At 67.6% G+C, this 23,684-nt stretch carries 21 protein-coding genes; 17 read left to right on the top strand and 4 right to left on the bottom strand.

Going from position 1 to position 23,684, the window contains the following annotated elements; all coding sequences use genetic code 11:
- The first annotated feature begins 30 nt into the window (after positions 1-30).
- Together PQ455_RS07705 and tgt are read left to right on the top strand one after the other, a co-directional pair.
- Positions 31-1,137: a sphingomyelin phosphodiesterase gene (locus PQ455_RS07705; protein ID WP_273690640.1), complete on the top strand. Its 1,107-nt coding sequence runs from the start codon at positions 31-33 to the stop codon at positions 1,135-1,137.
- Between the two features lie 122 nt (positions 1,138-1,259).
- Positions 1,260-2,378: a tRNA guanosine(34) transglycosylase Tgt gene (gene tgt, locus PQ455_RS07700; RefSeq protein WP_273690638.1), complete on the top strand. Its 1,119-nt coding sequence runs from the start codon at positions 1,260-1,262 to the stop codon at positions 2,376-2,378.
- 15 nt (positions 2,379-2,393) lie between these two features.
- Here tgt and PQ455_RS07695 read toward each other — a convergent pair whose 3' ends face one another.
- Entirely contained in the window at positions 2,394-3,947 is a 1,554-nt protein-coding gene (locus PQ455_RS07695; RefSeq protein ID WP_273690636.1) for a GMC oxidoreductase, read from the bottom strand.
- A gap of 240 nt (positions 3,948-4,187) precedes the next feature.
- On the opposite strand from PQ455_RS07695, the gene PQ455_RS07690 reads away from it, so the two are divergent.
- Together PQ455_RS07690 and PQ455_RS07685 are read left to right on the top strand one after the other, a co-directional pair.
- Positions 4,188-7,010: a M16 family metallopeptidase gene (locus PQ455_RS07690; RefSeq protein ID WP_273690634.1), complete on the top strand. Its 2,823-nt coding sequence runs from the start codon at positions 4,188-4,190 to the stop codon at positions 7,008-7,010.
- A gap of 178 nt (positions 7,011-7,188) precedes the next feature.
- Complete coding sequence (locus tag PQ455_RS07685; RefSeq protein WP_273690632.1) at positions 7,189-7,536, top strand: hypothetical protein; 348 nt, start codon at positions 7,189-7,191, stop codon at positions 7,534-7,536.
- Between the two features lie 68 nt (positions 7,537-7,604).
- Here PQ455_RS07685 and PQ455_RS07680 read toward each other — a convergent pair whose 3' ends face one another.
- The gene (locus tag PQ455_RS07680) at positions 7,605-8,987 is read right to left on the bottom strand and encodes a sugar transferase (protein WP_273690631.1); all 1,383 of its coding nucleotides are present in this window, start codon (positions 8,985-8,987) and stop codon (positions 7,605-7,607) included.
- Positions 8,988-9,178: 191 nt separating this feature from the next.
- Between PQ455_RS07680 and PQ455_RS07675 the strand changes: the two genes are divergently transcribed.
- Positions 9,179-9,811, top strand: a complete 633-nt coding sequence (locus tag PQ455_RS07675) for a ribonuclease HII (protein ID WP_273690629.1) — start codon at positions 9,179-9,181, stop codon at positions 9,809-9,811.
- A gap of 58 nt (positions 9,812-9,869) precedes the next feature.
- Here PQ455_RS07675 and PQ455_RS07670 read toward each other — a convergent pair whose 3' ends face one another.
- Positions 9,870-11,090: an NADP-dependent isocitrate dehydrogenase gene (locus PQ455_RS07670; RefSeq protein ID WP_273690627.1), complete on the bottom strand. Its 1,221-nt coding sequence runs from the start codon at positions 11,088-11,090 to the stop codon at positions 9,870-9,872.
- Positions 11,091-11,233: 143 nt separating this feature from the next.
- Here PQ455_RS07670 and PQ455_RS07665 point away from each other — a divergent pair, with 143 nt between their 5' ends.
- Positions 11,234-11,968, top strand: a complete 735-nt coding sequence (locus PQ455_RS07665; protein WP_273690625.1) for a phosphatidylserine decarboxylase — start codon at positions 11,234-11,236, stop codon at positions 11,966-11,968.
- A gap of 13 nt (positions 11,969-11,981) precedes the next feature.
- Entirely contained in the window at positions 11,982-12,809 is an 828-nt protein-coding gene (locus tag PQ455_RS07660) for a CDP-alcohol phosphatidyltransferase family protein (RefSeq protein WP_273690623.1), read from the top strand.
- On the opposite strand, the gene PQ455_RS07655 is transcribed toward PQ455_RS07660, so the two are convergent.
- A complete protein-coding gene (locus tag PQ455_RS07655) occupies positions 12,751-12,981 on the bottom strand; it encodes a hypothetical protein (RefSeq protein WP_273690621.1) in 231 nt (76 codons plus the stop codon). The two genes, PQ455_RS07660 and PQ455_RS07655, sit on opposite strands and share 59 nt — an antisense overlap.
- Before the next feature lie 242 nt (positions 12,982-13,223).
- On the opposite strand from PQ455_RS07655, the gene rpsB reads away from it, so the two are divergent.
- From rpsB to PQ455_RS07605, 10 genes are all read left to right on the top strand, one after another.
- On the top strand, positions 13,224-13,976 hold the full coding sequence (gene rpsB, locus PQ455_RS07650; protein WP_273690619.1) for a 30S ribosomal protein S2: 753 nt from the start codon (positions 13,224-13,226) through the stop codon (positions 13,974-13,976).
- A 115-nt stretch (positions 13,977-14,091) separates the two neighbouring features.
- Positions 14,092-15,015 (top strand): translation elongation factor Ts, encoded by a 924-nt coding sequence (gene tsf, locus PQ455_RS07645; RefSeq protein ID WP_273690617.1) that lies wholly within the window; start codon positions 14,092-14,094, stop codon positions 15,013-15,015.
- Between the two features lie 138 nt (positions 15,016-15,153).
- Positions 15,154-15,876 carry a UMP kinase gene (gene pyrH / locus PQ455_RS07640; protein WP_273690615.1) on the top strand — a complete coding sequence of 241 codons (723 nt, stop codon included), beginning with the start codon at positions 15,154-15,156 and terminating at the stop codon, positions 15,874-15,876.
- Between the two features lie 26 nt (positions 15,877-15,902).
- On the top strand, positions 15,903-16,460 hold the full coding sequence (gene frr / locus PQ455_RS07635; protein ID WP_273690612.1) for a ribosome recycling factor: 558 nt from the start codon (positions 15,903-15,905) through the stop codon (positions 16,458-16,460).
- 86 nt (positions 16,461-16,546) lie between these two features.
- The gene (locus PQ455_RS07630; RefSeq protein ID WP_273691308.1) at positions 16,547-17,215 is read left to right on the top strand and encodes an isoprenyl transferase; all 669 of its coding nucleotides are present in this window, start codon (positions 16,547-16,549) and stop codon (positions 17,213-17,215) included.
- A 1-nt stretch (position 17,216) separates the two neighbouring features.
- Positions 17,217-17,999 carry a phosphatidate cytidylyltransferase gene (locus tag PQ455_RS07625; RefSeq protein ID WP_273690611.1) on the top strand — a complete coding sequence of 261 codons (783 nt, stop codon included), beginning with the start codon at positions 17,217-17,219 and terminating at the stop codon, positions 17,997-17,999.
- A 2-nt stretch (positions 18,000-18,001) separates the two neighbouring features.
- Positions 18,002-19,156: a 1-deoxy-D-xylulose-5-phosphate reductoisomerase gene (locus PQ455_RS07620; RefSeq protein WP_273691306.1), complete on the top strand. Its 1,155-nt coding sequence runs from the start codon at positions 18,002-18,004 to the stop codon at positions 19,154-19,156.
- A complete protein-coding gene (gene rseP / locus PQ455_RS07615) occupies positions 19,156-20,283 on the top strand; it encodes an RIP metalloprotease RseP (protein WP_273690609.1) in 1,128 nt (375 codons plus the stop codon). The genes PQ455_RS07620 and rseP overlap by 1 nt, the downstream gene beginning before the upstream one ends.
- A 134-nt stretch (positions 20,284-20,417) precedes the next feature.
- Positions 20,418-23,042: an outer membrane protein assembly factor BamA gene (bamA, locus tag PQ455_RS07610; RefSeq protein ID WP_273691304.1), complete on the top strand. Its 2,625-nt coding sequence runs from the start codon at positions 20,418-20,420 to the stop codon at positions 23,040-23,042.
- Entirely contained in the window at positions 23,042-23,665 is a 624-nt protein-coding gene (locus tag PQ455_RS07605; protein ID WP_273690607.1) for an OmpH family outer membrane protein, read from the top strand. Before bamA ends, PQ455_RS07605 begins: the two co-directional genes overlap by 1 nt.
- Positions 23,666-23,684: the final 19 nt, after the last annotated feature.

Here is a 23,684-nt window from a genome sequence, read left to right as displayed (position 1 = left end):
TCCCACCAAAGCCCTGTTGCTGAGGTCGGAATGAACCTGCGGACTTTTGCCACTGTCGCCACCGTCGTCGTCTCCGCCGTGCTGCTGGCGGCGCCCGCGCCGACCAGCCTGACGCCCATCGCAACGGTGCAGATGCCGGTGGGTGGCCCGGTGCAGGTGGATGGCCCGTCGCTGTCCGTGCTGACCTACAATGTGGAGGGGCTGCCCTTCCCGGTGCGCTTCGGCCGCGCCGATGCCGCGCAGCGCATCGCCGGCCGCCTCGCCGGTCTGCGCGTGCAGGGCGCCCAGCCGCATGTCGTCGTGCTTCAGGAGGCCTTCTCCGGCGCCGACAGGACGATCGCGAAGGCGGCGGGCTATCGCTACGTCGCCAACGGCCCCGATCGCGACATGGCCGGCGGCGCGCCCGAGAGCGATGCCGACCGGGCGTTCGCGCGCGGCGCCTCGTGGCTGGCGGGCGAGCGGTCGGGCAAGTGGCTCGACAGCGGCGTCGCCATCCTCTCCGATTATCCGATCGTCGCGGTCAAGCGCGCGGCCTTCCCGGCCTATGCCTGCGCCGGTTTCGATTGCCTCGCCAACAAGGGCGTGGTGATGGCGATGGTGCGCGTGCCGGGTTCGGCCACGCCGGTCGCGGTGATCGCCACCCACCTCAATTCCAAGGCGGCGTCGGGCGTGTCGAAGGCGCGCTTCACCTATGCCTTCACCCGCCAGGTCGATACGATCGGCGCTTTCCTGCGCGCCAACCTGCCGGCGGGCACGCCCTATGTGCTGGCGGGCGACACCAATATCGGCAAGTCGACCGTGCGCCGCAGCTATTTCAACGCGATGCTGGCCCGCCTGCCGCGCAGCATCGGCATGGCCGCCGCCCCGCAGACGGCGCTCGCCACCTGCTTCGATCCGCTGACCCCATGCCTCACCCCGCGCGACGCGGATGCCCGCACCGCCTTCCGCAAGGGCAAGGATCTTCAGGTTTATGCCGGCGGCCTCGGCGTCGGCATCGAGCCGGTCTCGATCAGCGTCCCCTTCGGCCGCGAGCGCGACGGCACGATGCTGTCCGACCATGTCGGCTATGTCGCCACCTACCGCCTGACCAGCCCGGTCACGATCGCGGCGGCGGCGCCGGTGGCGCGCCGGGCCTGATCTTTCATTCGTCATCGCGAGCGGAGCGACGCGATCCAGTCTCTCGACCGGATACGATCCTCGGGACTGGATTGCTTCGCTTGCGCTCGCAATGACGATCGGGGGACATTAAGGGCGGCGGGATGACACCCCGTTTCCAGTTCGACATCCGCGCCACCGATGGCCGCGCACGCACCGGCACCATCACGATGCGCCGGGGCGAAATCCGCACCCCCGCCTTCATGCCGGTCGGCACCGCCGCCACGGTGAAGGCAATGAAGCCCACCGACGTGCGCGCGGCCGGCGCCGACATCATCCTCGGCAACACCTACCACCTCATGCTCCGCCCCGGCGCCGAGCGGGTGGCGCGTCTGGGTGGCCTGCACCATTTCATGGGCTGGGACCGGCCGATCCTGACGGACAGCGGCGGCTATCAGGTGATGAGCCTCTCCGAACTCACCAAGCGCAGCGAGGAGGGCGTGGCCTTCGCCAGCCACCTCGACGGATCGCGCCACCTCATCACGCCCGAACGCTCGATCGAGATCCAGCGGCTGCTCGGATCGGATATCGTGATGGCGTTCGACGAGCTGGTGCCGACCACTTCGACCCGCGAGGTGCAGGCCGCCGCCATGGCGCGATCGATGCGCTGGGCGCAGCGTTCGCGCGACGAATTCGATCGCGGCGGCACCCATGCCGAGGGGGCGGCTCTGTTCGGCATCCAGCAGGGCGCGCTCGACGAGGGACTGCGCAAGGCGTCGGCGGATGCTTTGCTCGGCATTGGCTTCGATGGCTATGCGGTCGGCGGCCTCGCGGTGGGGGAGGGGCAGGAGGCGATGTTCGCCTGCCTCGATTACGCCCCCGGCCAGCTCGATCCGGCCAAGCCGCGCTATCTGATGGGCGTGGGCAAGCCCGACGACATCGTCGGCGCGGTCGAGCGCGGCATCGACATGTTCGATTGCGTGCTGCCGACGCGCAGCGGCCGCAACGGCCAGGCCTTCACCTGGGATGGCCCGGTCAATATCCGCAACGCGAAGTGGGCCGAGGATACGTCCCCGCTCGATCCCGATTCGCCGACCGCTGGCTGGAGCCGCGCCTATCTCCACCACCTCATCCGATCGGGCGAGATGCTGGGCGCCATGCTGATGACCGAACATAATCTGTGGTTCTATCAACAGCTTATGGCGGGGCTGCGTTCGGCGATCGCGGAGGGGCGGCTGACCGGTTTCGCCAACGATTTCCGGGCGCGATACGGGCGGAAGTAAGCGGGAAGGGCCGGGTTAGGCCGTTGCCACCGCTTTCAGGTGATCCGCCAGTCGCAACGCCAGCGCGACGATCGTGAAGGTCGGGTTGGCGTGGCCGCCGGTGGGCATGACCGACGAACCGCAGGCGTAGAGGTTGGCGGTGCCGTGGACGCGGCCGTCGCGGTCCACCACGCCGTCGCGCGGGCTGTCGCTCATGCGGGTGCTGCCGATGTGGTGGAAGCTGTGCTGCATCCGCGCGGGATCGAGGATGTCGTCCACCGCCTCGGGGACGAGCCGGCCGAGATCGCGGGTGGCGAGGAAGGTGGCGATGCCCTCCGTCATATGCCGCACCGTGCTGCGATCCTGCTCGGCGATGCGCCAGTCGACGCGGGCGCGGCGGCGGCCGTAGCGGTCGAGGCTGTTGGCCAAGGTGATGCGGCTGTCGGGCTGGGGGGCCTGCTCGATATCGACGACGAGCGACACGATTGGATCGGTGCGGAGCGCGAGGCGGCCCGCCATGCGGGTGGCGGCGCGGGGCAGGAGGCGGTCGGGGCGGAGGGCATAGCCGGCGAGCGCCAGCCATTCACGGGGGTAGGGCGTCATGCCCGATCGCAGCGCCGCCCAGCCGCGCCGGGCGGCGCTGGGGGCGGCATCGTAGCGCAGGACCGCGCTGGCGTTGAGCAGCCTCTCGCGCGCCTGCGTCTCGGGTGTCAGCGCGAAGCCGATCTCGTGGTGGTGGCCGCGCGACGAGGGGAAATTGTTGAAGCTCTGTTGGAGGCGGGCGGCCTGCGCGCGGGTGCAGGCGATGGTGGCGGTGGTGACGCGGGGGTGCTGCATGAAATAGCGGCCGACACTGTCGGCGACGGCGGGCAGGGTGCCGGGCTGGCTGGCGATCACGTCGAGCAGCAGCCGGGCATTCTCTATCCCTCCGGCGCTCAGGACGAAGTGGCGGGCGATCACGCGGACTTCGCGCAATCTGTGGGTGCGCAGCGTCAGCCAGCGGGCGTGGGTGATGTCGCCGCCGTCGATGGCGATGCCCGCGGCCAGCGCGCCGGTGACGACGCGGATGTTCGGATCGAGCCGGAGCAGATCGTGATAGCGGTCGCCCCAGCTCTGGTAGGTCTTCCAGCCGGTCGCGGCGAAGCGCCAGCCGAACGGGGCGACCGTATCGCCATCGGTAGCGGGCGGCACCGGGGCGGCATCGGAGAGGCCGCAAACCGCCTCGGCCGGGCCGTACCAGCGCGCCAGCTCGTCCCAGCCGATCGGCCAGCCGGAATGGGGCACCCAGTCGCGCGGCGCGAGATCGATCGGGTCGAGCGGGGCGCAGCGGCCGGTCCAGCGGTTGGTGCTGCCGCCCAGGCCCTGGAAGCGGCCGCCGGCCGGGTCCATCGCCGTGCCGATCGATTCCCCGCGAAAGCCGTCCGCGCCGGGCTCGCCGCGTCGCTTGGTGCCGCTTTCGATCAGGATCACCGTCAGTCCCGATCCGGCGAGCGCCTGGGCGATGGTGATGCCGGCGGCGCCTCCGCCGACGATCGCGATATCCCCCTGCACCATCCCGCTCTCGCCGAGGCCGTCTGCGTCGAGGATCATTCGGCACATGCTCCGGATCGACAGGCGCGGAGCGTCGGGTGATGTCACGCCCCCGCCAGCATGGTGCGGGCGAAACGATCCGCGCGCAACGGCGGTTTTCCGCCGCGCAGGCCAAAACGTGGTGAACGGCGGATGAACGCAGGCGGCTCGCGCGTATATGCCGACGCCCGCACGCGAAACCGCTTGGCGGCGCTTCACGGCCACGCCTACAAGTTACGCATCGTTTCTGAAGGAATATCCATGCGTTCTTTGCTGTTGCGTTCGATCGCCGCCGGCTGCCTGCTCGGCGCCTCGCTCCCCGCGATCGCCGCCGACGCGCCCGCCGCCGCCACCGTCCAGCCGATCGCCTACACCAGCCGCACCTTGCCCAACGGCCTGCGCGTGTTCGCCATCCGCGATACGGCGACGACCAATGTGTCGGTCAACGTATGGTATGATGTCGGGTCGAAGGACGATCCGGCCGGCCGCTCGGGCTTCGCGCACATGTTCGAGCATCTGATGTTCAAGGCGACGCGCAACATGCCGGCCGAGACGATGGACCGGCTGACCGAGGATGTCGGCGGCTTCAACAACGCCTCCACCAACGACGATTACACCAATTATTACGAGGTGGTGCCCGCCAACCACCTGCGCCGCCTGTTGTGGGCCGAGGCCGAGCGGATGGGATCGCTGGTGGTGGACGAGGCGTCGTTCAAGTCCGAGCGGGAGGTGGTGAAGGAGGAACTGCGCCTGCGTGTGCTGGCCGCGCCCTATGGGCGGCTGTTCGCGCTCTACTTCCCGATGGCGTCGTACAGCGTTCATCCTTACGCCCGGCCGGGCATCGGCAGCATCGAGGATCTCGATGCCGCGACGGTCGACGACATCCGCGCCTTCCACGCGACTTATTATCGGCCCGACAATGCGGTGCTGGTGGTCGCGGGCAATTTCGATCCGGCCGATCTGGACAAGTGGGTCGACGGCTATTTCGGGCCGCTGAAAAACCGCGCCTTCAAGGTGCCGAGGGTGACCGCGCAGGAGCCGGCCCGCACCGCGCCCAAGAGCGTGACGGTGCACGCGCCCAACGTGCCGCTGCCCGCGGTGCTCATCAGTTACCTGATCCCGCCGGATCGCGACAAGGACAATGCCGCGCTGACGGTGCTGGATTCGATCCTGTCGGGCGGCGAAAGCTCGCGCATCTACGAGGCGCTGGTGCGGCAGGGGACGGCGGTGCAGGCCGGCACCGATATCGACAGCAAGCAGGGCACGGGCATTTTCGCGGCCTATGCGATCCTCTCGACCGGCAAGACGGTGGATCAGGGCGAGGCGGCGCTGCTGGCGCAGATCGCCGCGCTGCGCGACGCCCCGCCGAGCGCGGCCGAGATGGAGAAGGCCAAGAACGGCATCCTGACCAGCCAGATCCGCGCGCGCGAAACCGCATCGGGCAAGGCCAATGCGATCGCCGCCGCCATCATCATCGATGGCGATGCGGCCGCCGCCGACCGCCAACTCGCCGAGATCGCGGCGGTGACGCCGGCCGACGTGCAGCGAGTGGCCAAGCAGTATCTGACCGACAAGGTGCGGACGGTGGTGCGCTATCTGCCGGCGGAGCCCGGCGCCGCGCCCGAGACCTTCGCCATCGCGCCGACCGTGAAGGTCGCGCCGCTGCCCGTGCCGCCGGGTGTCGAGGTGGTGACCGCCGCCGCCGAGGCGCAACGGGTGCAGCCGCCAACGGCCGCCGAGCCGCTGGCCGCGAAGGTGCCAGTGCCGGTCGAGCGGACGCTCGCCAACGGCCTCAAGCTGGTGGTGATGGAAAAGCATGACGTGCCGATCGTATCGGCGCAGCTGCTGGTGGGTGGTGGTTCGGCGACCGACCCGGCGGCGCGATCGGGCCTCGCCTCGATCACCGCCGATCTGCTGACCAAGGGCACCAAGACGCGCTCGGCGACGCAGGTGGCCGACGGGATCGAGGCGCTGGGCGGTTCGATCGGCGCGGGATCGAGCTGGGACGGCTCGACCCTGGGCCTGACGGTGAAGTCCGATGTGCTGGAGCCGGCGATGGCGATCTTCGCCGATTCCGCGCTCAACCCGATCTTCTCGCAGGAGGAGCTGGATCGCCAGCGTGGGCTGACGCTCGACGCGCTCAACGTGTCCCTCAAGCAGCCGGGCGAGCTGGGCAAGCTGGTCGCGGCGCGCGCGGTGTTCGGGGGCAGCGCCTATGGCCATCCGGCCGGCGGCACGACGACGGCGCTCAAGGCGATCACCCAGGCCGATGTGGCGGGCACCTATCGCGCACGCTTCCGGCCGGATGCGGCGACGCTCATTCTCGTCGGCGATATTTCGGTCGATCGGGCCGAGGCGCTGGCGAAGAAGCTCTTCGGATCGTGGAAGGCGCCCGCCACGCCGATCCCGCCGCTGCCCGCCGCCGCGACACCGCTCGCGCCGCGCGTGATCGTCGTCGATCTGCCCGAGGCGGGGCAGGCGGCGGTGCTGGTCGCGCGGCAGGGCATCGCGCGAAAGGATGCGCGTTATTATGCGGCGCAGGTGACCAACAGCGTTCTGGGCACGGGCTATTCCTCGCGGCTGAACTGGGAAATCCGGGTGAAGCGGGGGCTTTCCTATGGCGCGGGCAGCTCGGTCGGCGCGCGGCGCACCATCGGGCCGATCGTGGCGACGGCGCAGACCAAGAACGCCAGCGCGCCCGAGGTGGCCGATCTGATTGTGGCGGAGATGCGCAAGCTGGGGCAGGAGCCTGTCGCGGTGGCCGAACTCGACACGCGCAAGGCGGTGCTGACCGGCGGGTTCGGCCGCACTATCGAGACGACGTCGGGGCTGGCGGGCGAGATCGGATCGCTGGTGAGCCAGGGCGTGCCGCTCGCCACGCTCGGCAGCTATGTCGCGTCGGTGGAGGCGGTGACGCCGGAGACAGTGAAGGAGACCGGCGCGGCGCTGCTCGATCCGGCGGCGGCGAGCATCGTGATCGTGGGGGATGCCAAGCAGTTCCTGCCGGCGATGCAGGCCAAGGGGATCACGCCCGAGGTGATCCCGGCGGCGGGGCTGAATCTGGATAGCCCGACGTTGAAGTAGGAGCGCGGCCCCCTCTCGCTTGCGGGAGGGGGATGCCCTCAGGACAACCGAAAAGTCCGTTCGTTTCGGATTCGTTTTGATCGCTGATCGGGCGATTCCGCGAAAATTCATTCTGTCAACGGACCAAATTGCGATCCGCGACGTTCAGCCATGCAGGTTCCCAATCAGGAGATGCACGATGAACGCCACATTCCGCACCGGCGCCCTGGCGCTGATCCTCGCCTCGTCGACCGCTGTTTTCGCCGCGCCGCAGGCGGCTCCGTCGCCCACCGTTTCCGAGGCCGAAGCGATGGCCAAGCCGACTCCGCCGGCAAGCCCCGAGCAGTCGGCCAGTGCCCCGGCGCAGGCTCGCCCGCTGCTCACCACGGGCACGGCGGCGGATCTGATCGGCAATGCCGGCGATCCGGCGGGATCGACCCGTGGTGCTATGATCAGCGCGTACAGCAATGCTCCGGCAGCCACGTCGGTGCAAAGCCCGGTCGGCCCGGCGCCGGCCTCGTCGGCCCCGCCCGCTCGTCCTTACTGATCCCGGCCTGACAGCACAGGCTTCGCGACCCGCTCGGCACAGCCGGGCGGGTCGTTTGGCGTGTGGGATCAGTAAGCGTTATGGTGCAACAGCACGCCGAAGGTGGCGGCGACGATGCGCATGTCGCGCCAGATCGTCCAGTTGGCGAGATATTCCAGATCGGCCTGCACGCGGTTCGTCAGATCGCTCGCCGTTTCGGTCGCACCCCGGAAGCCGCGTACCTGGGCGAGGCCGGTGAGGCCGGGCTTGGCGGCGTGGCGGCCCCAGTAGCGCTGGTCCACCTCCCAGAATAGCGCGTCGCCGGCGGTGGAGGCCAGCGCGTGGGGGCGGGGGCCGACGATGCTCATGTCGCCCTTGAGGACATTGAACAGCTGCGGCAGTTCGTCGATGCTGGTGCTGCGCAGGATGCGGCCGACGCGGGTGATGCGGGAATCGCCGCGCTGGGTGGATTGGACGCCACCCGCGTCGAGCTGCGCCGCCTTCATGCTGCGAAACTTGTACATCGGGAACAGGCGGTTACCCTGGCCGATGCGGCGCTGGACGAAGAAGACCGGCCCGCCGTCGTCGAGCTTGATGAGCAAGGCCACCAGCCCGGTGACGCCCAGCAGCACGGGCAGCAGCCACGCCACGATGAAAAGATCGAAGCACCGCTTGATCGCGCGGTTGCGCAGGCCCAGCGGGCCGCGCGCGACGATCGCGGTGATGGCGTCGCCGTACGAATCGGTGCCCAGCACGCCCAGCTCCTCGAACTCGGGCATCAGCAATTCCGTGTCGACGCCCGCGCCCTTCAGGGCGGTCGCCCAGGCGACGCGGCGATCGGGTGCGCAGGCGACGATGACGCGATCGGCATGGCGCACCGCGCGGCCGATGCGATCGAGCATCATCGGATCGTGCAGCATCGGCGCGAGGCCGGCGGCGGCGGTATTGATGATCGTCTCGCCCGGCCCGGGCAGCAGCATCGTGCCATCGCACAGGATGACCTTGCTGATCGGCCCGTCGATCAACACGCGGGTGCCCAGCCAGAACACACCCATCCGGCCCGCGATCAGCAAAGCCACGGAGAGCGCCGCGCCGATCGCCGCGATGGCGCGCGAATATTCGGCGCCCACCTTCAGCAGGAAGCCCATGCAGATCACCGCGAGCATCGTCCACAGGAAGGACTGGACCGCGCGGGTCACGCTGCGCGCCGGGCTGATCAGCGTCGCCATGCCATAGGATTGGGCGTTGAGGCCCGCCAGCATCTGGATCGGCAGGATGAAGGCCAGCATGGTGCTGACATTCTTTTCGACATAGCCGGCCCAGAGGACCGACGCGATCATGAAGCCAAGCGAGATCATCAGCAGATCGGCCGCAGCCATCGCCATGTAGATCTGTGCCCGCCGCCACGATTTGGGCTGTGCCTGGCCGTGCCGCTCGGCCATTTCGACCGCCAGCTCGTACCGGTTGCTCATGACGTTCATTGTCCCCGCCGGCCCCACCTTGATTCCCCAACCAAGGCGACAGCAATATCTGCATTTCATTACGAAATGCTCAAGCCCGTTACCAGCTTTGTTCCACCTGCGAAGACAGATTGCGTGTTTCGATCGGTATCGGATTGAACTATCCTGACGATATGGCGTCGAAAACAGGAACAAAGACGGGAATGCGGGGCGTCCGCCCGTTCGCGGGGCGGGCCGCGAAACGGCTGCCGGCGGTGATCGGCTGCGATGAGGTGGGGCGCGGCGCCCTGTGCGGGCCGGTGGTGGTGGCCGCCGTGTGGTTCGAGCCGGACTGCCTGCCGCGCGGCCTGCTGGCATTGCTCGACGATTCGAAGCGGATCGCCAGGGCGGAACGCGAGCTGCTCCATGCGAAGCTCGGCGAATGCGTCCGCTTCGCCTTCGCCGCGCGGTCGGCGCGTGCGATCGACCTGTATGGCATCCGCAATATGACCCTGTCGGCGATGCGCGCGGCGGTGACGCGGCTCGGCGTGGACGCGCCGGTGCGGTTCGATGGCGTGGACGTGCCACCGGGCCTGGCCGGCGACTGCCGCGCGGTGGTGCGCGGCGACAGCATCGTCCCCCAGATCGCCGCCGCCTCGATCCTCGCCAAGGTTGCGCGCGACCGGATGATGGCGCGGCTGGCGGAGCGGCACCCTGTCTATGGCTGGGGGCAGAATTCCGGCTACGGCACGGCGGCGCATCGCGCGGCGATCGTGGCGGCAGGCCACACCCGGCACCATCGCACGTCCTTCGGCGATCTGTTCGCCGGCCTCAACGAAAAGGGGCGGGCTGCCTGAGCAACCCGCCCCTCGAGCGCGGAGGCCGCCGCACCAGCGCCCTCCGAATTTCTGGAGCTTAGCCCCAGTTCTTCATTTCGGCTTCCAGGTTCACCACGACCGCCTCGAAGAATTGCTCGGTGGTCATCCAGGGCTGGTCCGGGCCGATGAGGATCGCGAGATCCTTGGTCATCTTGCCGCTCTCGACGGTGTCGATGCAGACCTTCTCCAGCGTCTCGGCGAACTTGGTCACGTCGGGCGTGCCGTCGAACTTGCCGCGGAACTTGAGGCCGCCGGTCCAGGCGAAGATCGACGCGATCGGGTTGGTCGAGGTCTGCTTGCCCTGCTGGTGCATGCGATAGTGGCGGGTGACGGTGCCATGCGCCGCCTCGGCCTCGATCGTCTTGCCGTCCGGCGTCATCAGCACCGAGGTCATCAGGCCCAGCGAGCCGAAGCCCTGCGCCACCTGATCCGATTGCACGTCGCCATCGTAATTCTTGCAGGCCCACACGAACTTGCCCGACCACTTGAGCGCCGAGGCGACCATGTCGTCGATCAGGCGGTGTTCGTAGGAGATGTTCGCGTCGCGATACTTGTCCTTGAATTCCGCGTCGAAAACCTCCTGGAACAGATCCTTGAACTGGCCGTCATAGGCCTTCAGGATCGTGTTCTTGGTCGACAGGTACAGCGGCCACTTGCGATCGAGCGCATAGTTCATCGAGGCGCGCGCGAAATCGCGGATGCTGTCGTCGAGGTTGTACATGCCCATCGTCACGCCGGACGAGGGGAAATCGAACACCTCTTCCTCGATCGAGGAGCCATCCTCGCCGGTCCAGATCATCTTCAGCTTGCCGGGGCCGGGCACGCGGAAGTCGGTGGCGCGATACTGGTCGCCGAAGGCATGGCGGCCGACGACGATCGGGTCCGTCCAGCCGGGGATCAGCTTCGGCACGTTCGACATCACGATCGGCTCGCGGAAGACCACGCCGCCCAGGATGTTGCGGATCGTGCCGTTGGGCGACTTCCACATCTTCTTGAGCTTGAATTCCTCGACGCGCGCCTCGTCCGGCGTGATCGTCGCGCACTTCACGGCGACGCCGTACTGCTGGGTCGCCTTGGCGCTGTCGACCGTCACCTTGTCGTCGGTCGCGTCGCGATTCTCGATCGACAGGTCGTAATATTTCAGGTCCACATCCAGATACGGCAGGATCAGCCGCTCGCGGATCCACTTCCAGATGATGCGGGTCATCTCGTCGCCGTCCATCTCGACGATCGGGGTGTTTACCTTGATCTTCGCCATATCGCGCCGCTTCCTCATACTGCCAAAGTGTGGGTTGCGCGCGGCTGTAGGGTGATGATCCGCCGGGATCAACCGCCGGTTGCGCGCTCACCACCTGCCGGTTGCGATTGTCATGGGTGTCCCATCCACCTACAACGCGCATCATGAGCTCGATCGAACCGACCGGCGCCGGAACCCCCAGTGCCGAATGGCGCTGGCCCGCGATCCACCCCGAAGGCCGCAAATATGTCGTGATCGCCGCCGCGATCACTTTGATCCTCGCCTGGTGCGCATGGGAAACCCTCGCCTGGCCGATGGCAGGCGTGACCCTGTGGGTCGCCGCCTTCTTCCGCGATCCGATCCGCTCGGTGCCGAAGGACAAGGAACTGATCATTTCGCCCGCCGACGGGCTGGTGACGATGATCCAGCGCGTGCCCGTGCCGCGCGAGCTGGCCGGGCCGGACGCGCTGGGCGACCTGCCGATGGTGCGCGTGTCGATCTTCATGTCGGTGTTCGACGTGCACATCAATCGCGCGCCGGTGGCCGGCATCGTCCGCCGCGTGGTCTATATTTCGGGCAAGTTCCTCAACGCCAGCCTCGACAAGGCCAGCGAGGAGAATGAGCGCCAGCACATATTGGTCGAGGACGGGGAGGGGCGCCGCATCGGCTTCACCCAGATCGCCGGCCTCGTCGCCCGCCGCATCGTGCCCTTCGTGAAGGACGGCGATATCGTCGCCAAGGGCCAGCGCATCGGCCTGATCCGCTTCGGCAGCCGGGTCGACGTGTTCCTGCCCGAAGGCACCGCGCCCCGCGTTGCGCTCGGCCAGCGGTGCATCGCCGGCGAGACGGTGCTGGGCCGCTTCGGGGAAACCACCCTCGTCGAGGGGCAGCCGCTCTAGGGCGGCGCGATCGATGCGTCCCCCGCTTTCCCGAGCCCGCCCGAGCGAGCGTCGCGGTATCCCGTTGCGGGCGTTGCCGCCCAATGCGGTGACCGCGCTCGCTTTGTGCTTCGGCCTGACCGGCGTGCGCTTCGCCATAGCCGCCGCGCAGAGCGGGGACGTGACCCACTGGATGCTGGCGGTGGCGATGATCGCCGGCGCCGGTGTGCTGGACGGGCTCGACGGGCGCATCGCCCGCCTGCTCAACGGCCAGAGCCGCTTCGGCGCAGAACTCGATTCGCTGTCCGACGTGATCGCCTTCGGCGTGTCGCCGGCGGTGATCCTCTATCTGTGGATCCTCCAAACCTGGCCCAAATTCGGCTGGATCGTGGCGCTGAGCCATGCGGTGTGCTGCGCGCTGCGCCTGGCCCGCTTCAATTCCAGCCTGGATGCCGAGGAGCAGCCGATGAAGTCGGCCGGCTTCCTCACCGGCGTCCCGGCCCCCACCGGCGCGGGCATGACCTTGTTGCCGATCATCCTGTGGCTGGCGACCGGCGAAGACAGCATCCGCTCGCTCTACGTCGTGGCGCCGTGGACCCTACTGTGCGCCTTCCTGATGGTGTCGAGCGTGGCAACCTACAGTTGGGGATCGATCCGCCTGCGCCGCGAGTGGCGACTGGCCTTGCTGGTGGTGGTGGCGCTGGTCGGTGGATCGCTGCTGACCGCGCCGTGGGTCACGGCGAGCGGGTTGATGATCGTCTATGCGGCGACGATCCCTTTCTCGGCCCGCAGCTATGGCCGCATCAGGCGGCAGCGCGCAGCGGGGCGGAGCCTTCCGCCAGCGAGTTCGGACGCATCCTGATCGACCGGGTCCGGCGCGGCCGGCCCACCAGACGCACCCGCGCCACATTGGCCGCTGGCGCATTGCGCCCGGTAAGCGCCACGCGGATCTCGTCGCGATAATCAAGCAGGGCCTGCGCGATCACGGCCAGGGCCAGCAGGCCGGTCGTGGCATAAAACAGGGTCGCAACCATTTGAAGCATCGGAAGAACCTCCCTTTCGGGGCGGGCGGTAATCGCTTGGTCACGAAACCGTCACGCCCTGTCGTTGTTCCTTATGTTCATGATATGTTCCTCAAGTCAACACTTGATCTGTGCGAAAAACGCGATTAAGCGCGCTGCCATTCCACATGCGGGACGCACATACCGGTGCTTCAGACGTCGCGAGACGCCGAAGTCACTGTTCCGCAGCGGTTAACCGGGTAAGGAGAAATATCATGGCGGTCCCTACCGTCTCCATGCAGGCGCTGCTCGAATCGGGCGCGCATTTCGGTCACCAGACGCACCGCTGGAACCCGAAGATGAAGCCCTACATCTTCGGCGATCGTAACGGTATCCACATCATCGATCTGTCGCAGACCGTGCCGCTGTTCGCGCGCGCGCTCGACTTCATCAGCCAGACCGTCGCGAGCGGCGGCAAGGTGTTGTTCGTCGGCACCAAGCGCCAGGCGCAGGAGCCGATTGCCGAGGCCGCGCGCGCTTCGGGCCAGCATTTCGTCAACCATCGCTGGCTGGGCGGGATGCTCACCAACTGGAAGACGATCTCGGGCTCGATCAAGCGCTTCAAGGCGATGGAAGAGCAGCTCGCCGGCGACATTCACGGCCTGACCAAGAAGGAAATCCTTCAGCTCACCCGCCAGCGCGACAAGTTCGAGCTGTCGCTGGGCGGCATCCGCGACATGGGCGGCATCCCCGACGTGATGTTCGTGATCGACGCCAACAAGGAAGAGTTGGCGATCAAGGAAGCCAACACGCTGGGCATCCCGGTCGTGGCGATCCTCGATTCGAACGTCTCGCCCGACGGTATCGCCTTCCCGATCCCGGCCAACGATGACGCCTCGCGGGCCATCCGCCTGTATTGCGACGCGATCGCCGCCGCCGCGACCCGTGGCAACACCGGTGGCCGCATCGCCCGTGGCGAGGATCTCGGCGCCGCCGTAGACGCGCCGGCCGAAGAAGCGCTGGCCTGAACCCTGATACCGGGCGCCCGCTTTTCGCGGCGGGCGCCCGGCCAAGTCATCAGCCTGTAACGGGTTGAGGGTGGAGCAGCTTCATCCTCCCCGCACCCAAAGAAAGGACAAGGACATGGCGGATATCACCGCTGCGGCCGTCAAGGATCTGCGCGAGCGCTCGGGCGCCGGCATGATGGATTGCAAGAAGGCGCTGGTCGAGAACAACGGCGACATGGAAGCCGCGGTCGACTGGCTGCGCGCCAAGGGCCTGGCCACCGCCGCCAAGAAGTCGGGCCGCGTCGCGGCCGAGGGCCTCGTCGGCGTCGCCGTGCAGGGCACCAAGGGCGCGGCCGTCGAGGTCAATTCCGAGACCGACTTCGTGTCGAAGAACGACCAGTTCCAGGATTTCGTGCGCACCGTCACCCAGCTGGCGCTCGCCGGCGACGGCAGCATCGAGGCGCTGGCCAACGCCACCTATCCGGGCGGCGGCACGGTCTCCGAGAAGCTGACCGCCAACATCGCCACCATCGGCGAGAACCAGACGCTGCGCCGCGCGAAGGTCGTCGAAGTGAAGCAGGGCGCCGTGGTGCCTTACGTCCACAACGCCGCCGGCCCGGGCCTCGGCAAGATCGGCGTGCTGGTCGCGCTCGAGGGTGATGCCCCGCTCGCCGACATCGAGGCGCTCGGCAAGCAACTGGCGATGCACATCGCCGCCGCCAGCCCGCTGGCGCTGCACGAAGAGGGCCTCGACGAGGCGCTGGTCGAGCGCGAGCGCGCGATCGCGTCCGAAAAGGCCGCCGAATCGGGCAAGCCCGCCAACATCATCGAGAAGATGATCGAGGGCGCGGTCGCCAAGTTCCGCAAGGAAGCGGCACTCCTCAGCCAGATCTTCGTCATGGATAACAAGTCGAAGATCGCCGACGTCATCGCCGCCGCCGCCAAGGCCGCCGGTGGCACGATCGTGCTGACGGACTATGTCCGCTTCCAGCTCGGCGAAGGCATCGAGAAGGAAACGAGCGACTTCGCCGCCGAAGTGGCCGCGGCCGCCGGCGTCTGATCGCCTGACCGTCCCGCCGTCCGTCCGCCGCAGCATTGCGACGGATGGGCGGCGGGATCGTCATGTTTGGGGTTTCCCCCCTCCGAGCGCCGCCCTAAGGTGGCACTTCCTCCAGACGAAACGGACACAGACCCCCGCATGACAGCCCCGCGCTTCAAACGGATCCTGCTGAAGCTGTCGGGCGAAGTGTTGATGGGGGAGGGCGGTCTGTCGATCGATCCCGCCGTCACCGGCCGCGTCGCGGGCGAGATCGCCGATGCCAAGGCGATGGGCTACGAACTGTGCATCGTCGTGGGCGGGGGCAATATCTTCCGGGGCCTGGCCGCCGCCGCCAAGGGCTTCGAGCGCGCCACCGCCGATTATATGGGCATGCTGGCGACGGTGATGAACGCGCTGGCGGTGCAGAACGCGCTGGAGCAGATCGGTATCGAAACGCGCGTCCAGTCGGCCATTCCGATGGCGTCGGTGTGCGAGCCCTTCATCCGCCGCCGGGCCGATCGCCACCTGGAAAAAGGCCGCGTGGTGATCTTCGCCGCCGGTGTCGGCAGCCCCTTCTTCACCACCGATTCCGGTGCCGCGCTGCGCGCCGCCGAGATGAAGTGCGACGCCTTGTTCAAGGGCACGTCGGTCGATGGCGTCTATGATGCCGATCCCAAGACCGTGCCGGGCGCGAAGCGTTATGAAACCGTGACTTACGATACGGTTCTCGCGGCCAATCTGAAGGTGATGGACGCGAGCGCCGTGGCACTTTGCCGCGACAACAACATCCCGATCGTGGTATTCAACATCCGCGAACGCGGCAATCTGGTGCGTGTGTTGGCGGGCGAAGCCACCGCGACGACCGTCCAGGCGGCCGCGTAAGCCAAGGACAGACCGAGGAAATTCCCATGCCCGCCTATGACAAGGCCGATATCGAACGCCGCATGACCGGCGCGGTGGATTCGCTCAAGCACGATCTCCAGGGCCTGCGGACCGGCCGCGCCTCTGTCACCCTCCTCGATCCGGTCAAGGTGGAAGTCTATGGCGCGATGATGCCGATCGTGCAGGTCGCCACCGTCTCCGCGCCGGAACCGCGCCTGCTGTCGGTGCAGGTGTGGGACAAGTCGAACGTCGGCCCGGTCGACAAGGCGATCCGCTCGGCCGGCCTCGGCCTCAACCCGATCGTCGATGGCCAGACGCTGCGCCTGCCGATCCCCGATCTGACCGAGGAGCGTCGCAAGGAACTGGCGAAGCTCGCCAACCAATATTCGGAGAAGGCCAAGATCGCCGCGCGCAACGTGCGCCGCGACGGCATGGACGCGCTCAAGACCGACGAGAAGAAGGGCGAGTTCGGCGAGGACGAGCGCAAGCGCCGCGAGACCGAGCTTCAGAAGATCACCGACACGACGATCGCCGATATCGACGCTGCCACGCTGTCGAAGGAAAAGGAAATCCTGACCAAGTGACGCCGGCTTCGGCCAGCCCCGCTCCAGCGGACTTGGCCGGCGGTTCGGGCGGCGGCCCCGCCGTGCCGCGTCATGTCGCGATCATCATGGACGGCAATGGCCGCTGGGCCAAGGCGCGCCACCTGCCGCGTGTCGCCGGCCATCGCCGGGGCGCCGAGGCGCTGCGCGAGACGCTGAAGGCCGCCGCCCGCATGGGCATCGGCGCACTGACGCTCTACGCTTTCTCGTCGGAAAACTGGCGCCGTCCGGCCGACGAAGTCACCGATTTGATGGGGCTGCTGCGCCATTATCTGCGCCGCGAACTGGCCGAAATCCATTCCAACGGCATCCGCCTCAAGCTGATCGGCGACTGGCGGCGGCTGGAGCCCGATCTGGTGGCGAGCCTGGACGAAGCGATCGCGCTGACCGCCGGCAACCGCCGCATGGATTTCGTGCTGGCGCTCAATTACGGCGCGCAGGACGAGCTGGTCCGCGCCACCCGCGCCTTGGCCAGCGAAGTCGCCGCCGGCACGCTCGATCCGCAGGCGATCGACGCCGCCGCGATCGAAGCCCGGCTCGATACCGCCGATCTGCCGCCGCTCGACCTGCTGATCCGCACCTCGGGCGAGCAGCGCCTGTCGAACTTCCTGCTGTGGCAGGCGGCCTATGCCGAACTGGTGTTCACCGACATTCTCTGGCCCGATTTCGGCGCCGAGCCGCTGGCCCGCGCCATCGAGAGCTTTTCCGCGCGCGAACGGCGCTACGGCGGCGTCTGACATGACCGCCGCATTGGCGCGCAGTTCCGATCTCAACGCCCGTCTCGTCACCGGCGTCGCCCTGATCGTGGTGGCCGTAGCGGCGCTGTGGCTGGGCGGCGTGGTGTTCTGGCTGCTGGCAAGCGTCGCCGCGATGTTGATGGTGGCCGAATGGGCCGGGCTGGCCCATGCCTCGCAGGGGCGCATCCGCCTGTCGGTGGCGGCGATGATCCTGCCGATCGCGCTGGCCTGCCCCCTGCTGTGGGGGGCGGAGCGCGACACGGTGGCGGTGCTGGGCATCGCCGGCATCATGGTGGCGATCGTGACGGGGCAGGGGCGTCTCGGCCTCGGCCTGCTGTTCGCGGGGCTCCCGACGATCGGCCTGATGTATCTGCGCGGGCTACCCAACGGTGCGTTGCTCACCCTGTGGGCGCTGGCGATCGTGTGGGCGACCGATACGGGCGCCTATTTCGCCGGCCGCGCGATCGGCGGGCCGAAGCTGGCGCCGCGCGTCTCGCCCAGCAAGACCTGGGCGGGGCTGGGCGGCGGCGTGGTCGCGGCGGGGCTCGTCGGCCTGCTGATCGCCGCGCTGGCGGGCCTGCCCGCGCCGCTGCGCTGGCTGGGCGCGCCGATGGCGCTTCTGGCGCAATCGGGCGACCTGTTCGAAAGCTGGCTCAAGCGCCGCGCGGGCGTGAAGGATTCCGGGCGCTTCCTGCCGGGCCACGGCGGCGCGCTCGATCGGCTCGACGGCGTGGTGCCGGTCGCCACCCTGATCGCGGCCTTGTTCGCGGGCGGGGCGCTGTGAGCCTGCGCAGCGTCACTATCCTAGGCGCGACCGGATCGATCGGCACCTCGACCCTCGACCTGATCGAGCGCCATCCCGATCTCTATCGCGTCGTGGCGCTGACCGCCGCCCGCGATGCCGAAGGGCTGGCCGCCGCCGCCCGCCGCACCCGTGCCGCGCATGTCGCCATCGCCGATCCCGCGAAGCTCGGCGAGGTACGCGCCTTGCTCGCCGGCACCACAACCACCGTCGCCGCCGGGCTGGACGCGATCGTCGAGGCCGCCGCGATGGAGGCCGACTGGACGATGGCCGCGATCGTCGGCACCGCCGGTCTCCGCCCCGTCCTCGCCGCGCTCAAGCGGGGCCGGACGGTGGCACTGGCCAACAAGGAATCGCTCGTTTCGGCTGGCGCGCTGATGATGGCCGCCGCCCGCGCAACCGGCGCGACGCTCCTCCCGGTCGATTCCGAACATAATGCCATCTTCCAATGCTATCCGCACGACGCGCCCGAGCGGGTGCGGCGGATCATCCTGACCGCCAGCGGCGGGCCGTTCCGGGGTCGCAGCCGCGCCGAGATGATGTCTGTCACCCCGGCGCAGGCGGTGCGGCACCCGAACTGGTCGATGGGCGCCAAGATCTCGGTCGATAGCGCCACCCTGATGAACAAGGGGCTGGAACTGATCGAGGCGCATCATCTGTTCCCGGTAGGCGCGGATCGGCTCGACGTGCTGGTCCACCCGCAGTCGGTCGTCCATTCGATGGTCGAATATGTCGATGGATCGGTGCTGGCGCAGATGGGCACGCCCGACATGCGCACCCCGATCGCGCATACCCTGGCCTGGCCCGACCGGATGGCGACGCCGTGCGCGCCGCTCGATCTGGCCAAGGTCGGCCGGCTCGATTTCGAGGAGCCCGACCTTTCGGCCTTCCCCGCGCTGGCGCTGGCCAAGGCGGCGCTGGCGGCGGGCGGCGCGCGCCCAGCGGTGCTGAACGCCGCCAACGAGATCGCGGTCGCCGCCTTCCTCGACGGGCGGATCGGCTTCCTCGCCATCGCCGACATGGTCGCGCGCGTGCTGGACGGCTATGATCCCCCCGCGCCCGTTAACCTGGATGATGTATTCAGCGTGGATACAGGCGCCCGGGACGTAGCTGCGGCTGCGATGAGGCGGGTGGCGTGATGGGATCGGGTGTGTTGCTGGCAGCCTTGAGTTTCCTCGCGGTCATCGGCCCGCTGATCTTCTTGCACGAACTCGGCCATTATGCCGCCGGCCGCGCCTTCGGCGTCCATGCCGAGACCTTCTCGATCGGCTTCGGCCGCGAGGTATTCGGCTGGAGCGACCGGCGCGGCACGCGCTGGAAGGTCGGCTGGATGCCGATGGGCGGCTATGTGAAGTTCGCCGGCGACATGAACCCGGCGAGCCAGCCCACCGACGAATGGCTTTCGCTGCCGCCCGAGGAGCGCGCGCGGACCTTTCAGGCCAAGCCGGTGTGGCAGCGCTTCATCATCGTCGCCGCCGGGCCGATCGCCAATTTCCTCGTCGCCATCGCGATCGTCGCCGGATTGCTGCTGAGCTATGGCGAATTGCGCACCCCGCCGGTGATCGAGGCGCTGACCGAGGTGTCGGTCGCGCGCCAGGCCGGCCTCCAGCCCGGCGACCGCTTCACCCGCATCGCCGGCCGGTCGGTCGATACGTTCGGCGACGTGGTGGAAATGGTCCGCCTGCGCCCCGGTGAGGCGCTCAGCGTCGATTACGAGCGGGCCGGGCAGGCGCGCCATACGATCGTCACCCCCGCCACCATCGAGGAGGTCGATCGCTTCGGCAATCGCTATCGCATGGGCGCGATCGGCGTGATGTCGGCGCCGCAGGTGGTGGTGCCCGTCAGCGTCGTCAACGTGCTGCCGCGCGCCACCGCGCAGACCTTTTCCATGCTGCGCTCGATGGTCGATACCATCGTCCAGATCATCACCGGCCGCCGTTCGGTGCAGGAACTGGGCGGGCCGCTGAAGATCGCGCAGATCTCCGGCCAGCAGGCGTCGCTGGGCCTCGTCAACGTCATCATGCTGATGGCGATGATCTCGATAAATCTGGGGTTCATCAATCTCTTGCCAATCCCCATGCTGGATGGCGGACATTTGATCTTCTATGTTTTCGAGGCGATCCGTCGCCGGCCGCTGCCGGCGATCGCGCAGGAATGGGCCTTCCGGTCCGGCCTGCTCGTGCTGCTGGGCTTCATGCTGTTCGTGACGTTCAACGATCTGGGCTCGTTCGGCCTGTGGCAGCGGCTTGCCGGCTTGATCGGTTGAGGCGGATCGGGCAGGGCGTTTCGCTACTGTTTCTGGCCATCGCGATGATGCGCATGGCCTTCGTGTTTCTGAGTAAAGGGCGGGGATTGGTGAGCCTGAGCAGCATCGGGGCCTTGAAGGTCCACAACAGGCGTATGGCGGCAGCGAGCGCGCTGTTCCTCGCCGGCACCGCCCTCGGCGGCGCGCCGGTTTGGGGCCAGGCCGCGCCGAAGCTCGCGGTCAAGCCGCCGGCCGACACCTCGTCGCAGCCGGCCGCCGCGCCGCTGCCGGGCTCCGGCACGATCCGGTCGATCGGCGTGAGCGGTGCCCAGCGGCTCGAGGCCGATACGGTGCGCTCCTATGTGAAGCTGCGTGCGGGCGAGCCCTATACCCGCGAGTCGCTCGATCAGGCGCTCAAGGATCTCTACGCCACTGAATTGTTCGCCGACGTGCAGATCGCCGGCGCGGATACCGGCAACCTCATCATCCAGGTGCGCGAGAATCCGGTCGTCAACCGCATCGTGCTGGAAGGCAACAAGCGGCTGAAGGAAGACAAGATCCGGCCCGAGATCAAGCTCTCGCCGCGCCAGATCTTCACCCGTTCCAAGGCCCGCGCCGATGTCGCGCGCATCATCCAGCTCTATCAGCGGCAGGGGCGCTATGCCGCTACCGTCGAGCCAAAGATGGTGCAGCTCGATCAGAACCGCGTCGATATCGTGTTCGAGATCAGCGAGGGCGCCAAGTCCAAGGTCCGGCGCATCAACATCATCGGCAACAAGGAATTTTCGGACGGCCGCCTGCGCGGCGAGATGGCCACCAAGCAGACCGGCCTCACCAAGATCTTCTCGTCGGGCACCAGCTACGATCCCGATCGCATGTCCTACGATCAGCAGAAGATGCGCCAATTCTACCTGACGCAGGGCTATGCCGATTTCCGCGTGGTTTCGGCCGTGGCGGAGCTGACGCCCGACAAGCGCAACTTCATCATCACCTATGTGGTGGAAGAGGGCAAAAGGTATAAATTCGGCAATATCAATGTCGAAAGCGACATTCATGATCTGAAGCCTGAGGTCGCCAAGGCGTTCGTGAAGGCGCAGGACGGTGCCTGGTACAACGCCAAGCTGGTGGAAGACACGGTCGACGCGATCAACGAGACCGCCGGCCTGCTGGGCTATGCCTTCGCCGACGTGCGGCCGGACTTCGATCGCGATCCCGAGAAGCTGACCATGTCGGTCACCTTCCGCATCGCCGAATCCCCGCGCGTCTATGTCGAGCGGGTCGATATCAACGGCAACACGATCACGCGCGACAAGGTCGTCCGCCGCGAATTTCGCCTGGCGGAAGGCGATGCGTTCAACGGATTCCGTGTGAAGCGTTCGCGCGATCGCATTCAATCGCTTGGTTATTTCCAGGACAAGCTGGAGATCGAGCAGAAGCAGGGCTCCGCGCCCGACAAAGTCATCCTGGAGGCGAACGTCGAAGAGAAGTCGACCGGCGAACTTCAGGTGTCGGCCGGCTATTCCAGCCTCGAACGCTTCATCGTCAACCTTTCGGTCACGCAGCGCAACTTCATGGGCAAGGGCCAGGAACTGCGCGCCTCGGCCGACTGGTCGCGCTACTCCAAGTCGGTCAGCGTCGGCTTCACCGAGCCTTACGTGTTCGACAAGAACATCGCGGTCGGTGGCGATATCTTCCGCCGCGATTACAACAGCTTCAACTATATCAATGATAATGAACGTAATACGACCTATCAGCAGACGACGACCGGCTTCCAGCTCCGCGCGGGCGTGCCGCTGACGGAATATTGGAGCCTCGCGCTGCGCTACGGCCTGAGCTACGATCAGGTCACGCTCGATCGGAATTCCTTCTATCTCAACGGGGAATGTTCGCCGCTGCTGGCCGGCCGCTATCTGTGCGACTCGATCGGCAATCGCTTCACGTCGTCGGTCGGCTATTCGCTGGCCTATGACAATCTCGACAACCGCATCCGGCCGACGCGCGGCAACCGCCTGCTGTTCAGCCAGGATTTCGCCGGTGTCGGCGGTGACGTGCGCTATCTGCGGACGACGGCGAGCGCGAAGAAATATTTCAACATCGGCTCGGGCTTCATCTTCTCGACCAGCGTCGAGGGCGGCTACATCAAGGGCATCGGCCAGCAGGTCCGCCTGATCGATCGTTTCCAGCTGGGCGAGCCGCAGATCCGCGGCTTCAACATCCGTGGCGTCGGCCCGCGCGTGATCCGCAAGCCGTATGACATCAGCGATCCGGCGAACCCCGTGCTGGTGGCCGATCGCCAGCAATATACCGACGACGCGCTGGGCGGTAACGCTTACTATCTCGGCCGCCTCGAACTGGAACTGCCGCTCGGCAACGGCGCGCGCGAACTGGGCCTGCGTCCCTCGATCTTCGCCGACGCGGGTGCGGTGTTCAACGTCCGCAAGCCGCAGCTGCTGGATAATTGCGCGGGGTCGTCGGCCACCAACCCCTGCACGGGCACCTTCATTCCGGTTCGAGACAATGCCGGTAACCCGTTGTATCTGGAAGCGGATGGCACCTATGTCACCGTGCCCACCGCCACCACCACCGCCGTCGGCAACACGATCACGCCGTTCCGTGAGGAATATTTCGGCAACACGCCGAAGCCGCGTCTCTCGGTGGGTATCGGCGTCAACTGGAATTCCCCCTTCGGTCCCCTCCGGATCGATCTCGCCAAGGCGCTGCTGAAGTCGCCCGGCGACAACACCAAATTGTTCAGCTTCAACGTAGGGACGCAATTCTGATGAAGATCATGTTCAAGGCGGCCATCGCCGCCGTCGCTCTCATGGCGGTGCCCGCGTTCGCGCAGGTCGCGACCGCCAATCTGGACGCCGCCGTCGCCAATTCGGCCGCGATGAAGGCGGCGCGCACCCAGATCCAGACCCAGTACAAGGCGCAGATCGACGCTTCGGCGGCGCGCGAGCAGGCTCTCCAGAAGGAAATCCAGCCGCTCGCGAGCGAGTTGCAGACTCTGCAGGCCGCCGGCAACACCCCGCCTGCGACGCTTCAGGCCAAGACGACCGCGTATCAGACGCGCATCCAGTCGGCCCAGCGCGAGTTGCAGACTCTGTCGCTGCCGTTCGCCCGCCCCAACGCTTATGCGCAGGAGCAGGTCGCGGCCAAGCTCGACCAGGCCGTGCGCCAGGCGATGACCGCCAAGAATGTCGTGCTGCTCGTGCAGCCGGAATCGGTGCTCGCCGCCGCACCCGCCGGCGACCTGACCGGTGACATCACCACCCAGCTCGACGCGCTCGTCAAGACCGCCTCGATCGCCGTTCCGGCCAACTGGCAGCCCGGCCAGTCGCAGCAGGCCGCCGCGCCGGCGCCTGCCGCTGCCGGCACCGCGAAGCCCGCCGCCGGCCGGTGAGCGACGCCGAAACCCCGGT

The organism is Sphingomonas naphthae, from assembly GCF_028607085.1.
In the GTDB taxonomy this organism is placed as follows: domain Bacteria; phylum Pseudomonadota; class Alphaproteobacteria; order Sphingomonadales; family Sphingomonadaceae; genus Sphingomonas_Q; species Sphingomonas_Q naphthae.
The sequence above is the reverse complement of the archived record's forward strand: the minus strand, read 5'-3'. Positions and strand labels throughout refer to the sequence as shown.

Bases quoted from the DNA above. Each gene is read 5' to 3' on its own strand.
- rseP (WP_273690609.1), top strand. From the start codon at position 19,156: ATGGGATCGGGTGTGTTGCTGGCAGCCTTGAGTTTCCTCGCGGTCATC.
- PQ455_RS07705 (WP_273690640.1), top strand. From the start codon at position 31: ATGAACCTGCGGACTTTTGCCACTGTCGCCACCGTCGTCGTCTCCGCC.
- PQ455_RS07695 (WP_273690636.1), bottom strand. From the start codon at position 3,947: ATGATCCTCGACGCAGACGGCCTCGGCGAGAGCGGGATGGTGCAGGGG.
- PQ455_RS07660 (WP_273690623.1), top strand. From the start codon at position 11,982: ATGCGTCCCCCGCTTTCCCGAGCCCGCCCGAGCGAGCGTCGCGGTATC.
- PQ455_RS07675 (WP_273690629.1), top strand. From the start codon at position 9,179: ATGCGGGGCGTCCGCCCGTTCGCGGGGCGGGCCGCGAAACGGCTGCCG.
- tgt (WP_273690638.1), top strand. From the start codon at position 1,260: ATGACACCCCGTTTCCAGTTCGACATCCGCGCCACCGATGGCCGCGCA.
- PQ455_RS07690 (WP_273690634.1), top strand. From the start codon at position 4,188: ATGCGTTCTTTGCTGTTGCGTTCGATCGCCGCCGGCTGCCTGCTCGGC.
- tsf (WP_273690617.1), top strand. From the start codon at position 14,092: ATGGCGGATATCACCGCTGCGGCCGTCAAGGATCTGCGCGAGCGCTCG.
- PQ455_RS07655 (WP_273690621.1), bottom strand. From the start codon at position 12,981: ATGGTTGCGACCCTGTTTTATGCCACGACCGGCCTGCTGGCCCTGGCC.
- PQ455_RS07630 (WP_273691308.1), top strand. From the start codon at position 16,547: ATGGACGGCAATGGCCGCTGGGCCAAGGCGCGCCACCTGCCGCGTGTC.
- rpsB (WP_273690619.1), top strand. From the start codon at position 13,224: ATGGCGGTCCCTACCGTCTCCATGCAGGCGCTGCTCGAATCGGGCGCG.
- PQ455_RS07680 (WP_273690631.1), bottom strand. From the start codon at position 8,987: ATGAGCAACCGGTACGAGCTGGCGGTCGAAATGGCCGAGCGGCACGGC.
- PQ455_RS07670 (WP_273690627.1), bottom strand. From the start codon at position 11,090: ATGGCGAAGATCAAGGTAAACACCCCGATCGTCGAGATGGACGGCGAC.
- frr (WP_273690612.1), top strand. From the start codon at position 15,903: ATGCCCGCCTATGACAAGGCCGATATCGAACGCCGCATGACCGGCGCG.
- PQ455_RS07665 (WP_273690625.1), top strand. From the start codon at position 11,234: ATGAGCTCGATCGAACCGACCGGCGCCGGAACCCCCAGTGCCGAATGG.
- PQ455_RS07625 (WP_273690611.1), top strand. From the start codon at position 17,217: ATGACCGCCGCATTGGCGCGCAGTTCCGATCTCAACGCCCGTCTCGTC.
- PQ455_RS07685 (WP_273690632.1), top strand. From the start codon at position 7,189: ATGAACGCCACATTCCGCACCGGCGCCCTGGCGCTGATCCTCGCCTCG.
- PQ455_RS07605 (WP_273690607.1), top strand. From the start codon at position 23,042: ATGAAGATCATGTTCAAGGCGGCCATCGCCGCCGTCGCTCTCATGGCG.
- pyrH (WP_273690615.1), top strand. From the start codon at position 15,154: ATGACAGCCCCGCGCTTCAAACGGATCCTGCTGAAGCTGTCGGGCGAA.
- bamA (WP_273691304.1), top strand. From the start codon at position 20,418: ATGGCGGCAGCGAGCGCGCTGTTCCTCGCCGGCACCGCCCTCGGCGGC.